The organism is Streptomyces sp. NPDC053542, from assembly GCF_044544685.1.
In the GTDB taxonomy this organism is placed as follows: Bacteria; Actinomycetota; Actinomycetes; order Streptomycetales; family Streptomycetaceae; genus Streptomyces.
On record NZ_JBITXL010000010.1, the window covers coordinates 221,276 to 233,751 of the forward strand.

At 69.8% G+C, this 12,476-nt stretch carries 12 protein-coding genes; 8 read left to right on the top strand and 4 right to left on the bottom strand.

The window, feature by feature from the left end; all coding sequences use genetic code 11:
• Nucleotides 1-23: 23 nt before the first annotated feature.
• Complete coding sequence (locus ACIGXO_RS27135; RefSeq protein ID WP_399791934.1) at nucleotides 24-1,142, bottom strand: AraC family transcriptional regulator; 1,119 nt, start codon at nucleotides 1,140-1,142, stop codon at nucleotides 24-26.
• A 174-nt stretch (nucleotides 1,143-1,316) separates the two neighbouring features.
• Between ACIGXO_RS27135 and ACIGXO_RS27140 the strand changes: the two genes are divergently transcribed.
• The 3 genes from ACIGXO_RS27140 (at nucleotide 1,317) to ACIGXO_RS27150 (ending at nucleotide 4,723) form a co-directional block, all read left to right on the top strand.
• On the top strand, nucleotides 1,317-2,354 hold the full coding sequence (locus ACIGXO_RS27140; protein WP_399791936.1) for an alpha/beta hydrolase: 1,038 nt from the start codon (nucleotides 1,317-1,319) through the stop codon (nucleotides 2,352-2,354).
• Nucleotides 2,347-3,951 carry a flavin-containing monooxygenase gene (locus ACIGXO_RS27145; protein WP_399791938.1) on the top strand — a complete coding sequence of 535 codons (1,605 nt, stop codon included), beginning with the start codon at nucleotides 2,347-2,349 and terminating at the stop codon, nucleotides 3,949-3,951. Before ACIGXO_RS27140 ends, ACIGXO_RS27145 begins: the two co-directional genes overlap by 8 nt.
• Before the next feature lie 82 nt (nucleotides 3,952-4,033).
• Nucleotides 4,034-4,723, top strand: a complete 690-nt coding sequence (locus ACIGXO_RS27150; RefSeq protein WP_399791940.1) for a hypothetical protein — start codon at nucleotides 4,034-4,036, stop codon at nucleotides 4,721-4,723.
• Nucleotides 4,724-4,730: 7 nt separating this feature from the next.
• Here ACIGXO_RS27150 and ACIGXO_RS27155 read toward each other — a convergent pair whose 3' ends face one another.
• Complete coding sequence (locus tag ACIGXO_RS27155) at nucleotides 4,731-5,552, bottom strand: hypothetical protein (RefSeq protein ID WP_399791942.1); 822 nt, start codon at nucleotides 5,550-5,552, stop codon at nucleotides 4,731-4,733.
• Between the two features lie 132 nt (nucleotides 5,553-5,684).
• Nucleotides 5,685-6,356, bottom strand: a complete 672-nt coding sequence (locus ACIGXO_RS27160) for a GntR family transcriptional regulator (RefSeq protein ID WP_399791944.1) — start codon at nucleotides 6,354-6,356, stop codon at nucleotides 5,685-5,687.
• Nucleotides 6,357-6,536: 180 nt separating this feature from the next.
• Between ACIGXO_RS27160 and ACIGXO_RS27165 the strand changes: the two genes are divergently transcribed.
• The 5 genes from ACIGXO_RS27165 (at nucleotide 6,537) to ACIGXO_RS27185 (ending at nucleotide 11,410) form a co-directional block, all read left to right on the top strand.
• Nucleotides 6,537-7,889, top strand: a complete 1,353-nt coding sequence (locus tag ACIGXO_RS27165; protein ID WP_399791946.1) for an MFS transporter — start codon at nucleotides 6,537-6,539, stop codon at nucleotides 7,887-7,889.
• Nucleotides 7,890-7,948: 59 nt separating this feature from the next.
• Complete coding sequence (locus tag ACIGXO_RS27170) at nucleotides 7,949-9,181, top strand: GAF domain-containing protein (RefSeq protein WP_399791948.1); 1,233 nt, start codon at nucleotides 7,949-7,951, stop codon at nucleotides 9,179-9,181.
• 22 nt (nucleotides 9,182-9,203) lie between these two features.
• A complete protein-coding gene (locus ACIGXO_RS27175) occupies nucleotides 9,204-10,109 on the top strand; it encodes a polysaccharide deacetylase (protein WP_399791950.1) in 906 nt (301 codons plus the stop codon).
• A 107-nt stretch (nucleotides 10,110-10,216) separates the two neighbouring features.
• On the top strand, nucleotides 10,217-10,693 hold the full coding sequence (locus ACIGXO_RS27180; RefSeq protein ID WP_399791952.1) for a carboxymuconolactone decarboxylase family protein: 477 nt from the start codon (nucleotides 10,217-10,219) through the stop codon (nucleotides 10,691-10,693).
• Nucleotides 10,694-10,753: 60 nt separating this feature from the next.
• On the top strand, nucleotides 10,754-11,410 hold the full coding sequence (locus ACIGXO_RS27185) for a class I SAM-dependent methyltransferase (RefSeq protein WP_399791954.1): 657 nt from the start codon (nucleotides 10,754-10,756) through the stop codon (nucleotides 11,408-11,410).
• On the opposite strand, the gene ACIGXO_RS27190 is transcribed toward ACIGXO_RS27185, so the two are convergent.
• Nucleotides 11,319-12,410 carry a dihydrodipicolinate synthase family protein gene (locus ACIGXO_RS27190; protein WP_399791957.1) on the bottom strand — a complete coding sequence of 364 codons (1,092 nt, stop codon included), beginning with the start codon at nucleotides 12,408-12,410 and terminating at the stop codon, nucleotides 11,319-11,321. The genes ACIGXO_RS27185 and ACIGXO_RS27190 overlap by 92 nt on opposite strands.
• Nucleotides 12,411-12,476 lie beyond the last annotated feature (66 nt).

Here is a 12,476-nt window from a genome sequence, read left to right on the forward strand (position 1 = left end):
ATGACCTCGGAGAGTGTTCGCCGTCACTCGGAGGCGGTGGCCGGAGGCGCCGGGGTGCGGGCGCTCGTCCCGCCGCCCTGCCACCGGCGCCGGGCCCGGAGGAAGCTCGACCAGTCCTGGTAGCCGAGGAGCTGGGCGATCTCGTACCGCGGGATCGAGGGGTCGCTCAGCAGGTTCTCGGCGACGCCACGCCGTACCTCGTCGAGGATCGCCCGGAAGGTCGTGCCCTCGTTCGCCAGGCGTCGCCGCAGGGTCCGCGGGGCGTAGTGCAACCGCTCGGCGACGTCCTCGAGGCTGATGCCGAGCGCGTCCCGGCCCAGCAGATGGGCGCGGACCTGGGCCGAGACGCCGGTGCGGTGCAGCCGTTCGGTCCGGATCCGCTCACACTGCTCGATCATGACCAGCGCGGTGTGCGTGTTCGCCATCGGCGGCACTTGATCGAGGTACCGCACGTCGAAGACGAGCTCGGCGCGGGGGCGGCCGAAGCTCACCGGCACCTGGAAGTGGTCCCGGTAGACCGGTGGCCGCCGGGTCTCGTCGATCTCGAACGGCAGCCTGACCTCGCGCAGCGGGACCCGGTTCGGTCCTGGGAAGACCTCGCGTTGGATCTGGACGGTGGCGGCGACATCCCGCTCGACGACGAAGCGCCGGATGTCCTCGGGCACGTCGTCGGCCGCCATCCCGAGGACGTACTGTCCCGGCTCCCGGAGGTGGGCCGTCATCGTCGAAAAGGCGAAGGTGAGCAGCGTGTACCGCAGTCCGTACCGGATCGTCTCCCGCACCGACGAGCACGCCGCGAGCAGATAGCCGAAGTAGCCGTACGCCGTCAGGTGGTAGAGCCGGCCGAGCTCGACGCCCAGTCCCGGGCGGTCGTCGAAGGCGTCGAGCAGGTTGCGGATCACCGCGATCTCCTGCTGTGCCTCCAGCAGTTCGCCGGGGTCGGCCAGGCTCCGCGGGGTGATGCCGGACCCCCGCAGCAGGGCGCCGACGTCGACTCCTTGCCGAGCGGCCCACTCGCACAGGATCGCGACGCCGACCATCGTGCGGGGGTGATCCCACGGGTCCCGCATGGTCGCGATGACCAGGGACGTCTCCTGAGACGTCGCCCGGGATGACGCCTGAGCCGCGGATCTCTCGGTCATTTTGGCCAGTCTCGCCAACGGGAGAACCGGCGTCAATCGGCCCGAACCGCTTCGGTGGCCGGAACGGCCGAGTTGTGGCCTCCCGTGCTCTGCCGGTGAGCGGGACCCGTCCATACCGTGGACCGCCAGGAGATCCGTGAGCCAGTCACGAGGTGAGAACGAGGAGAAGGCGGCATGCCCCTAGACCCCGCAACTCAGGTCCTGCTGGCCCAGTTGGCCGAGGCCGAGGGCCCGGCGATCCACGAGTCGACACCGGCCATCGCCCGGATGAGCGGGCCGATCCTCGCCGGCCTCAGCGGACCGGGACCCGAGGTGGGATCGGTCCGTAACCTCAAACTCGACGGCCGGGAGGGGCAGTTCCGAGCCCGGGTACTCACACCCGAGGGCGAACCGAAGGCCATCATCGTGTACTTCCACGGCGGAGGCTGGGTGCTCGGTGACATCGACCTGCAGTACGACCACGTGGGCCGGCAGCTGGCGAACACCACACAGTCGGCCGTGGTGCTCGTCAATTACCGCAAGGCCCCCGAGCACCCCTTCCCGACCGCCATCGAAGACAGTTACGCCGCTCTGTGCTGGGTGGCCGAACATGCCGCGGAGCTGGCGCCCGAGGGGGTACCGCTGATCGTCGCCGGCGACAGCGCGGGCGGCAACATCAGCGCGGTGATGACGCTCTGGGCGCGCGACAAGGCGGGTCCGAAGATCGACTACCAGGTCCTGGTCTACCCCGTGACCGACTGCGACCTCACCACACCTTCCTGCCTCGCGCCCGAGAACCAACTCCTGCTCAGCCGGGACACGATGATCTGGTTCTGGAACCACTACCTCGCGGACGAGGAAGCACGCGAGCACCCCGACGCGTCCCCGCTGCGCGCCGCCAGTCACGCGGGACTGCCCCCGGCCCTGGTCTACGTGGCCGAGTACGACCCGTTGCGCGACGAAGGCGTCGCCTACGCGAAGGCCCTGGAGGCCGCCGGGGTAACGGTCACGCTCGAAGAGGCCAAGGGCCAGATGCACGCGTACTTCCAGATGGCGAAGCTGCTGCCCGGCCAGGAGGCGGGGATGGGACTCGTCGCGGACCACATCAACGACTTCGTCGCCTCGTACGAGCCGCACGAGCCGCACGAGCCGCACGAGCCGCACGAGCCGCACGAGCCGTACGAGCCGCATGACATGGGAAAGGGATCCAAGGAAGGCGTGAGCCATGTCTGACCACGACGTGATCATCATCGGCGCGGGCTTCGCGGGCATGTACCAGCTGCACCGGCTGCGCCGGCTCGGCTTCGACGCCCGCGTCATCGAGGCCGCCGATGACGTCGGCGGCACCTGGTACTGGAACCGCTACCCCGGCGCGCGTTGCGACATCGAGTCGATCGAGTACTCGTACTCCTTCGATCCGGAGCTGGAGCAGGAATGGAACTGGAGCGAGCGGTACGCCGCGCAACCGGAACTGCTCTCCTACGCGCAACACGTCGCGCACCGCTACGGCCTGCGCGAACACATCACCTTCCGCACCCGCGTCGAGACGCTCGACTGGGACGACCACGCACGCCAGTGGACGGTGACGACCGACGACGGCACATCTCGCACCGCGCGGTACGTCATCGCGGCGACCGGTTGCCTCTCGGTCCCCTCCCGCCCGCGGTTCGAGGGGCTGGCGGACTTCGCGGGTGAGGTGTACTGGACGTCCCGCTGGCCGCACGAGGGCGTCGACCTGGCCGGCAAGCGCGTCGCCGTCATCGGTACCGGGTCCTCCGGGCTGCAGACGATCACCGCGATCGCGCCGGTCGTCGGCGAGCTCACGGTCTTCCAACGCACGCCGAGCTTCGCCGTACCGGCACACAACGGGCCCATCGCCGAGCGACTGGCCGACGCCAAGACGCGCTACCGCGAGATCCGGGAGTACAGCCGGATGGCGCGTGCCGGGTTCCAGTGCCACGCCGGTACGCGGTCACTGGTGGAGACCGAAGCCGAGGACGTGCAGCGCGAGTTCGACGCGCGCTGGGCGGACGGTGGTCTGTGCTTCTCCAGTGCCTTCACGGACATCCTCAGGGACATGAAGGCCAATGAGGTCGCCGCCGAGTACGTACGCGGCCGGATCCGGGAAAAGGTCAAGGACCCGCGGCTGGCGGAGAAGCTGTCGCCGCGCACGTACCCGATCGCCAGCAAGCGGATGTGCGTCGACACGGGTTACTTCGAGGTCTACAACCAGGACAACGTGTCGCTGGTCGACATCAACGAGCACCCGATCCAGCGCCTCACCGAGCGCGGAATCATCGCGGGCGGGACCGAGCACGAATTCGATGTGATCATCCTCGCCACGGGCTTCGACGCGATGACCGGCGCGCTGAACGCCATGGACATCCGGAGCGGTGACGGCGTGCATAACGGTGGCGTCCGGACTCTGCGGGAGAAGTGGGCCCACGGCCCGCGTACGTACCTCGGTCTGATGTCGGCCGGCTTCCCGAACCTCTTCATGATCACCGGACCGCAGAGCCCCTCGGTGCTGTCCAACATGATGACCTCGATCGAGTACCACGTCGACTGGGTCACCCGTGCGTTGGAGTACCTCCGCGAGCACGGCCTGAACCGCATGGAGGCGGCGCCCGACGCCGAGGACAACTGGGTGAACACCACCAACGACGTCGCCGCCCTCACCGTGATGCCGCAGGCCGCGTCGTGGTACATGGGCGCCAACATCCCGGGCAAACAACGCGTGTTCATGCCCTTCGCCGGCGGCGTCGGCACCTACAAACAAATCGGCGACGGAGTGGCAGTGGCCCACTACCACGGCTTCGAGCTGACCTGAGAGACCTCACCGATCAGCCCGGGTTCCGCACCCCGTACGCTCGTCGTCGGGCAACGGGCCGACGTAAACGGAAAGGGAGCACATGGCGGGGGACGGAAACAACAGCGGACTTGCGGCAGGAGCCGGCCGGGCGGCCAAGCCGGCCGAAAACACTCCGCCCCGACGCGGCACGGGCCCCATTCACTGGCTCCTCTTCAGCAGCGCGTGCGCCGCGGCCTCGGTGGCCCTGATGTGGCTCTCGCCGGCGGTACCCCTGCCGGTCTGGCTGCGCGCCGTTGGGGGCCTCATCGCCGTGTTGCTGAGCCCCCTGGCGCTCCTCCTGGTGCCGGTCTTCTGGCTGCGCCGCGTCCCCCGGAAGAAGCGGAAGGTGGCCTGGGAGCTCGCCATTGCCTTCATCGGCGCAGTCGGGCTTGCGTTCCTCTCCTATGGAGCCGGCGACGATCGGGCCATGCAGGAACGTGGCCGGTGGACCAAGGCCGTCGTGGTCGAGGTCGAGGACGCCAAGAGCGACAAGTGCACGTTGCGCACCCCCGACGGCCAGGAGATCTCCCCTCGGCTGGGAGAGGGCGACGGCTGCGATGCGGAACTGGTCGAGCCAGGCGATGAAATGCAGGTGCTGTACGACCCCGAGGGCGTGGCCGGCCCGGCGGACGAGATGGAGTCCGGCTCATCCGGAGGGGTGATCGGCGGCCTGGCCGCGCTGGTCATCGCGACCGGCACGTGCGGCTGTGTACGGATGAATCGGTGGGACAACGCGTACGACGGCCGCTGACAGGCGCTTACGCGGGCTTGGGGCGTCGCGCGGACCAGAAGGCCAGGGACGTGAAGGCGGCCGTGGCGGCGGTAAGGGCGGAGGCCACCGTCCAGCCGAGGGGGCCGGCGCCGAGGACGGTGTAGTCGGTCAGGAGGGCGACGGGGAGGGCGAGGAAGGCCCAGCCCAGGGCCGTACCGCGTACCAGACCGTTCGGGCGGCCGCTCAGCCCCGCCCAGAGGGCCAGGCCGAGCAGCAGCCAGCCGGCCATGGTGCGCAGCCGCATCGAGACCTGGGACGGGGGCGGGAAGGACTGGGTGTGGCCGCGGACGGTGATGCCCACGATCGTGCCCTGCCAGGTGCGCAGTTCCGCGCGGCTGCCGCGCCGGGCGGCGTCGTAGGTGTCCTCCGCGACGTCCAGCGACTCGGTCCGCTGCGATGCCCTGACGAGCTGTAGCTCGTAGGTGGTGTCGCAGCTGCGGGTGCCGCCGCTGCCACTGCTGCAGCTGCCCGTGGACTCGGTCTTGGTCAGGACACGGGCGGCCGCGCGGCCGATGCAGCCGCCGGCGGAGCCTGCGGTCGCGGTGGAGTCGTTGGTGCCGGGCGTCCGCGCCGCGCAGTCGGCGGCTCGCTGGTGGGCCACCGTGTACCGGTACGCGTCGGCCGTCCACTGCGTGCCCGCGACGACGCCGGCGCCCGCGGCGAGTACCACAACGATCCGCAGCCAGAGCGGCAGGCGCCGGGCGAGCAGGGCCTTGAGGCCGTCGGAGGACAACGTCCGCGGGGCACCGCCGTCGCGGTTCCGGGCGAGGTCCTTTTGCGCCCTGGCCTCCATCTCGCCGATGCCCACTGGGAATTGCCCTCCGTTTCCGTATGCCTCTGTGGTTCTGTGGTTCTGTGCTTCCGCGCGGTCCGTCGCAGCCGCCGGTCCCGCTCGTCGGTCCGCCGGTCCGCCGGTCCGCCGGTAGAGCGTACGGTGCCGTCATCCCTCCCCGAACAGCATCCGCAGCGCCACGTCCCGGTAGTGCCGTACATGGCTCAGTGACGCGGCGGCCGCGGCCTCCGCGTCGTGGGCCGCGATGGCCTCGTGGAGCTGGCGGTGTTCCTCCCAGAGCGTGCCCGGCTCGTCGATCTGCTGGAAGAGCCAGCGCAGCCGGCCTTCGAGAGGCTCCACGGTGGTGGCGAGGAGCTCGTTGTCGGCGAGTTCCATGATCTGGTGATGGAACGCGGCGTTGGCGCGGGAGATGCGTTCCGGTTTGCCGGAGAGGGTGGCGCGGCGGGCGTTCTCCAGCAGGCGGGCCAGTGTGGCCAGTCCGGTGGCGTCGGCGCGCTCGGCGGCCCGCCGGACGGCGAGTACCTCCAACGCCTCGCGCAGGTCGAACAGGTTCTCCACGTCCTTGCGGTCGTGGCTCTTGACGACGATGCGGCGCGGCGAGGCGGCGATGAGGAAGCCCTCGCCGAGCAGGATGCGGATGGCCTCGCGCACGGGCACCCGGGAGACACCGAACTCCTCGGCCAGATCGCGTTCGACGAGCCGGTCGCCCGGTGCCAGGCGGCCGGTGATGATGCGGTCGCGCAGGTCCTCGCAGACCTGGTCGCGCAGCCACGCCGTCCCGGTGAGGGAGGCGGCGGTCTGTGGTGTGTTCCGGCTCATGTGTCCCCTCGTCACTCTTGCGTCCCCTCCGCAAAGAGCTAATTACGGTATACCAAACCCTTGACGCCCCTCCGTGGCGTCCCCATTATTTGGTATGCCATAGCGCGGAACGCCGAGGTCGTGCGCATGGTGAATCTACCTGAACTGCTGCACCCCGCCATGCCGAAACGAGGGTCCACCATGAGTTCACCCGCGGCCGGACAGGCCGCCGCTTCCCCCGGCAGAAACACCGGCAGAAACACCGGCAAAGACACCGGCGAAGGCCGGCCCACCCGAGTCCGCTGGAAGATGTTCCTGCTCCTCCTCGGAGTCGTCGCACTCAACTACATCGACCGCGGTTCGGTCTCGGTGGCCCTGCCCCTCATCACCGAGGACCTGGGGCTGAGCAAGGAGACCACCGGTTTCGTGCTGAGCGCGTTCTTCTGGACGTACGCGCTGATGCAGATCCCCGGCGGCTGGCTCATCGACCGGTTCGGCCCGCGCGTCATGGCCTCCGGCGCCTGCGTCGGCTGGGGCGTCGCCCAGGCCCTCACCGCCGCCTCCACCGGAGCCGGTTCGCTGCTCGGCTACCGGCTGCTGCTCGGCGCCGTCGAGGCCCCGGTGATGCCGGCGGGCGGCAAGCTCAACGCCCAGTGGCTGCCCGCCAAGGAACGCGGCCGCGGCGCCGTGCTCCTGGACGGCGGCGCGCCGCTCGGCGCGGCCCTCGGCGGCATCATCATCTCCACCCTCATCGCCTGGACCGGCAGCTGGCGGATCAGTTTCGTCATCGCGGGCGTCGCCACCGTGGTCGTGGGCCTCCTCGCCCATTGGTACGTCCGCAACACCCCGCGCGAACACCCCGGCGTCAACGAGGCGGAGGCCGCGTACATCGAGCGCGCCCACGCCGAGGAGGACGCCGAGGCGCCCGGCACCGACGAGCGCACCGGACTGCGCCCCTACCTCAAGCACCGCTCCTTCTGGGCGATGTGCCTGGGCTGGATGGGCTTCAACGGTGTCTTCTACGGCCTGCTCACCTGGGGCCCGCTCTACCTCTCGGAGTCCAAGGGCTTCGACATCAAGACCATCGGCTGGTCGACCCTGGCCATCTTCGGCGCGGGCTTCGTCGGCGAACTCATCGGCGGCTGGCTCGCCGACCACTGGCGGTCCAGGGGCGCGGGCGCCAACAAGGTCATGCGTACGCTCATGGGAATCGCCGGCGCCGCGGTCGTCGCCGGACTGCTCGGTGTGGTGCTCGTCCCCGACGCCCTGACCGCCGTACTCCTGCTGTCCGGCGTGCTGTTCTTCCTCCGCTGGGCCGGTCTCTTCTGGTCGCTGCCGTCCATCCTCGGCGGGCGTGCCAACGCCGGGGTCGTGGGCGGTGCGATGAACCTCGCCGGGAACATCGCGGGCATCGTCACCCCCATCGTCGTCGGCTTCATCGTCGGCGGCACCGGCTCCTACACCTGGGCGCTCCTCTACTTCGTCGGCGCCGGAATCCTCTTCACCGCCGCGTCCCTCGTCCTCGACTACAGCAGGAGGCTGGCCGTCCGATGAGCACCCGCCAGGTAAGCACAGTGGCACGCACGAGCACGGAAGGTATGAGTACGGAAGGCATGCGCACAGTACGCATCGGGATGCTCACTCCGTCCTCCAACACCTGTCTGGAGCCTGTCACTTACGACCTGCTGCACGACCGCGGGGACAGCGGGGGCAGCGGCGCGGCCACCGCGCACTTCGCGCGCGTGCCCGTCACTCGGATCGCGCTCGACTCGGGCTCCGACGCCCAGTTCGATCCCGCACCCATGCTCGCCGCGGCCCGGCAGCTCGCCGACGCGCGCGTCGACGTCATCGCCTGGAACGGCACCTCCGGCTCCTGGCTCGGCGTCGACCGCGACCGCGCGCTGTGCGAGGTGATCACCGCGGAAACCGGGGTCCCCGCCACCACCTCCACGCTCGCGCTCCTCGACGCCTGTGCCGCGTACGGTGTGACCCGCCTCGGGCTCGCCCTGCCGTACACAGTGGACGTCGCCGAGCGGATCGTGCAGACGTACGCCAAGGAAGGCATCGCCTGCGAGCTCGCCGAACCGCTCGGCATCAGCGAGAACGAGGCGTTCGCCCGCGTCCCGCAGCCCGCGGTCGCCCGGCAGATCGAGGCCGCGGCCCCGGGCGTGCACGCCGTCGCCGTCGTCTGCACCAATGTGTACGGCGCCCGGCCCGCCGCCGCCCTCGAACCCGCCCTGGGAATCCCGGTGTTCGACTCGGTCGCCGCCACCCTCTGGAAGGCCCTCGACCTGGCGGGCGCCCACCCGGCGCTGCCCGGCCACGGCGACCTGCTGCGCTCCGGCAGCCTGCGCGCCCGCTTCCAGGAGACCCTCACCGAGCTGCTCGCGGCCACCGGCGCCGACCGCACCACCTTCCGGGTGGACCTGCCCGCGCACGGACTGCACGTGGACCTCACCGCGGGCGAGGCGCTGGGCGAGGGCATACGGTCCATCCGCCACGACGCCTCCCTCGACCAGCGCCGCCTCAACACCGTGGAGTGGCTGGAGCGCCACCGCGCCCCGCTGGTGCAGCCCCACTTCCGCACCGATCCGCATCCGCCGCAGGCGCTCATCGACGTCTACGGGGTCAACGCCCAGCTGCTGGCGCCCGTGGAGCGCGACGGCGCCATGGCCGGCTGGATCTCCGTACACAGCATGGCCGAACGCGACTGGACCGACCGCGACACCGCGGCCGTGGCCGACGCCGTCGACCGTATACAGGCCGCCCTCGACCGTATGCAGAGTGCCTCCGACTGTATGCAGACCGCCCACGACTGTATGCAGACCGCCCTCGACGCCCACTGACCGACCGAACGAAAGACGGCTCATGACCAAGGACATCAAGATCGCACTCGGCGTGGACGTGGACGCCGTCGCCGGCTGGCTCGGCTCCTACGGGGGCGAGGACTCCCCCAACGACATCCAGCGCGGCGTCTTCGCCGGCGAGATCGGCACCCCGCGCCTGCTCAAGCTCTTCGAGCGCTACGGCATCCGCACCTCGTGGTTCATCCCCGGGCACTCCATCGAGACCTTCCCCCAGCAGACCGAGATGATCGTTGCGGCGGGCCACGAGATCGGCGCGCACGGCTACTCGCACGAGAACCCCATCGCGATGACGCCGCAGCAGGAGGAGGACGTCCTCGCCAAGAGCGTCGAGCTCATCGAGTCCTGGACCGGCCGCCAGCCGCGCGGCTACGTCGCCCCCTGGTGGGAGATGTCAGCGCACACCGCGGCCCTGCTCCACAAGTACGGCTTCTCCTACGACCACTCCCAGAACTACCGGGACTTCACCCCCTTCTACGCCCGCGTCGGCGACAGCTGGACGAAGATCGACTACACCGCGGACGCCAAGGACTGGATGAAGCCACTCGTCCACGGTCACGAGGTGGACCTCGTCGAGTTCTGCGGCAACTGGTACGTCGACGACCTGCCGCCCATGATGTTCAACAAGCACTCCCACAACAGCCACGGTTACGTCAGTCCGCGCGCCCTGGAGCAGGACTGGAGAGACCAGTTCGACTGGGTGCACCGGGAGCTGGACTACGCCGTCATCCCCGTCACCCTGCACCCCGACGTCAGCGGCCGCCCCCAGGTCCTGCTGATGCTGGAGCGCTTCATCGAGTACGTCTCGGGGCACGAGGGCGTCAGCTTCTGCACCCTCGAGGACGCGGCCGACGACTTCCGCCGCCGCTTCCCCTTCGAGGGCACGGAACGCCCGGCCGACATGCGGTGACATCACCCCCGCCGCAAAGTGACGGGCGTCACACTCGCCCATGTCACATCTCGCCGGGCCGATCCGTCCAAGGGGTGTAACCAGTCACAGCGACACAGGAGTACACCATGAACGCTCGGTTGAACCTGATGGCCAGCCCGGTCGCGGTCAAGGCCATGAAGCACATCGTCGCCGCGGCCAAGGTGCTCGGCGAGTCGTCGCTGCCGGCCGCGACGCAGCAACTGGTGATGCTGCGTGCCAGCCAGATCAACGGGTGCGCCGGCTGCATCGACATGCACACCAAGGATGCCGCCGCCGCTGGTGAGACCGCGGTACGTCTCAACCTGGTCGCGGCCTGGCGCGAGGCGACGGTCTTCACCGACGCGGAGCGCGCCGCACTGGAGCTGACGGAGGAGGGCACCCGCATCGCCGACGCGGCCGGTGGGGTCCCGGACGAGGTGTGGGCGAACGCCGCCAAGCACTACGACGAGGACGAACTCGGCGCCCTGGTGTGCGTCATCGCCATCATCAACGCCTTCAACCGCGCGAACGTCATCACCCAGCAGCCCGCCGGCGACTACCAGGTCGGCCAGTACCAACACTGACGAGGGAGGGGAGGAGGCCCGGCCGGCAGGTGATCGCGGGCTCCGTGGCATGCTGGCCGTATGGGGGATCACGTGCGGCACCATTCACATCACTCCGTACGGCGCAGCTACGACACCGTGGCCGAGGAGTACGCGGACCGGTTGCACAACGAGCTCGACGGCAAACCGCTCGACCGGGCGCTCCTCGCCTCTCTCCTGGAACAGACGGAACCGGGCACCGCGATCGCCGACCTCGGCTGCGGGCCCGGGCACGTGGCAGCGTGGCTCGCCGAGAAGGGCGCGCGTACGGTCGGGATCGACCTGTCCGCCGGCATGGTCGAGACCGGCCGTCGCAGGTTTCCGCAGGTGGAGTACCGAGAAGGCGACTTGCTCGGTCTCCCGGCCGGAGACGGCGAGTTCGGGTCCGCGGTCGCCTTCTACACGATCATCCACCTCGACCCCGGTGACGTGCGCCGCGCCTTCAAGGAGGCGGCGCGGGTACTGCGCCCCTCCGGGCTTCTTCTCCTCGCCTTCCACGTCGGCGAGGAGGTCCGGCACCTGGACGAGTGGTGGGGGTACGACGTGGACGTCGACTTCCGCTTTCTCGATCCGGCACGTGTCAGCGCACTGCTCGAAGCGGCCGGGTTCACCGTGGAGATGCGCATGGAGCGCACCCACTACGCCCACGAGGCCGAGACCCGACGTGCGTATCTCCTGGCTCGCCGCGGCCGCGCCTGACACCGCCCGGGGCTGTGCGGTCGCGGAGTCGTCGCAGCGCCATCGCCACGGTTTCGTCGTGGGCCGGCAGCAGGGGCAGGCGTACGTCGGCTGTGGGGATCAGGCCCTGTGCGTGCAGGACGCCCTTGATGACGGTGGGGTTGGGTTCGTGGAACAGGGCGGCCGACAGGCGGGCCAGCGCGTGCCCGAGGTCGCGCGCGTACGCGACGTCGCCCTCCTGCCAGGCAAGGGCCAGGTCGGCGAATCGGCGGGTCGCCAGATGGGCGGAGGCCAGGATCCCGCCCGCGGCGCCGAGCCCGAGCATCGGTGAAACGAACACATCGTCGCCTGCCAGGACGGCGAAATCAGTGGTACCGAAATCAGTGGTGCCGGAATCAGTGGAGCCGGAATCAGTGGCACCGAAAGCAGTGGAGCCGGAATCACTGCTGCCGGAATCAGTTGGGCAAGCGGAGCCCATGAGTTCGATCGTTTCCTGGCTGATGCCGCCTGCGGCGTACTTGATTCCCGCGATGCCCGGCACCCGCGCGAGCGTGCGCAGTGTGCTCACGCTCAGCGGCCGTGCGGTGCGGTACGGGACGTGGTAGATGATCAGCGGAACGGGGGCAGCGGCTGCCAGCCGGGTGAAGTGGGCGATGACCCCTTCTTCGGAGGGGCGGGTGAACGCCGGCACGGTGACCAGTGCCGCGGTGACCTCCGGCCGCCGGGCGAGCTCCGCCAGGGCGGACTCACTGACGCGGGTGTCGTTGGTGCCGGCCCCCACCGTCAACGGCGCACCGTGCTCGCGGCACACGCGGGCGCACACCTCCGTGATCGTCCGCTTCTCCACGGGGTCGAGCGCGGCCGCCTCCGCGGTGGTGCCGAGTGCGACGATCCCCGTCGCCCCTGCGGTGAGTACGGAATGGGCGAGGGCTTCCAGGGCGTCGTAGGCCACGTCGCCCCGGGCGGTGAACGGAGTGATGAGGGGAACGTGGATCCCGTGGAGCGGTGTGTGCGGGGTCATGCGCATGAGCGTGCCCGGCTCGTTGCGACAGGTCCAGTTCGCATTTCTGGCCCGGACCGTAAGCTG

Excerpts from the sequence above, each read along its gene's own strand:
- ACIGXO_RS27135 (WP_399791934.1), bottom strand. The coding sequence starts at position 1,142 with ATGACCGAGAGATCCGCGGCTCAGGCGTCATCCCGGGCGACGTCTCAG.
- ACIGXO_RS27145 (WP_399791938.1), top strand. The coding sequence starts at position 2,347 with ATGTCTGACCACGACGTGATCATCATCGGCGCGGGCTTCGCGGGCATG.
- ACIGXO_RS27150 (WP_399791940.1), top strand. The coding sequence starts at position 4,034 with ATGGCGGGGGACGGAAACAACAGCGGACTTGCGGCAGGAGCCGGCCGG.
- ACIGXO_RS27185 (WP_399791954.1), top strand. The coding sequence starts at position 10,754 with ATGGGGGATCACGTGCGGCACCATTCACATCACTCCGTACGGCGCAGC.
- ACIGXO_RS27175 (WP_399791950.1), top strand. The coding sequence starts at position 9,204 with ATGACCAAGGACATCAAGATCGCACTCGGCGTGGACGTGGACGCCGTC.
- ACIGXO_RS27165 (WP_399791946.1), top strand. The coding sequence starts at position 6,537 with ATGAGTTCACCCGCGGCCGGACAGGCCGCCGCTTCCCCCGGCAGAAAC.
- ACIGXO_RS27160 (WP_399791944.1), bottom strand. The coding sequence starts at position 6,356 with ATGAGCCGGAACACACCACAGACCGCCGCCTCCCTCACCGGGACGGCG.
- ACIGXO_RS27190 (WP_399791957.1), bottom strand. The coding sequence starts at position 12,410 with ATGACCCCGCACACACCGCTCCACGGGATCCACGTTCCCCTCATCACT.
- ACIGXO_RS27180 (WP_399791952.1), top strand. The coding sequence starts at position 10,217 with ATGAACGCTCGGTTGAACCTGATGGCCAGCCCGGTCGCGGTCAAGGCC.
- ACIGXO_RS27170 (WP_399791948.1), top strand. The coding sequence starts at position 7,949 with ATGCGCACAGTACGCATCGGGATGCTCACTCCGTCCTCCAACACCTGT.
- ACIGXO_RS27140 (WP_399791936.1), top strand. The coding sequence starts at position 1,317 with ATGCCCCTAGACCCCGCAACTCAGGTCCTGCTGGCCCAGTTGGCCGAG.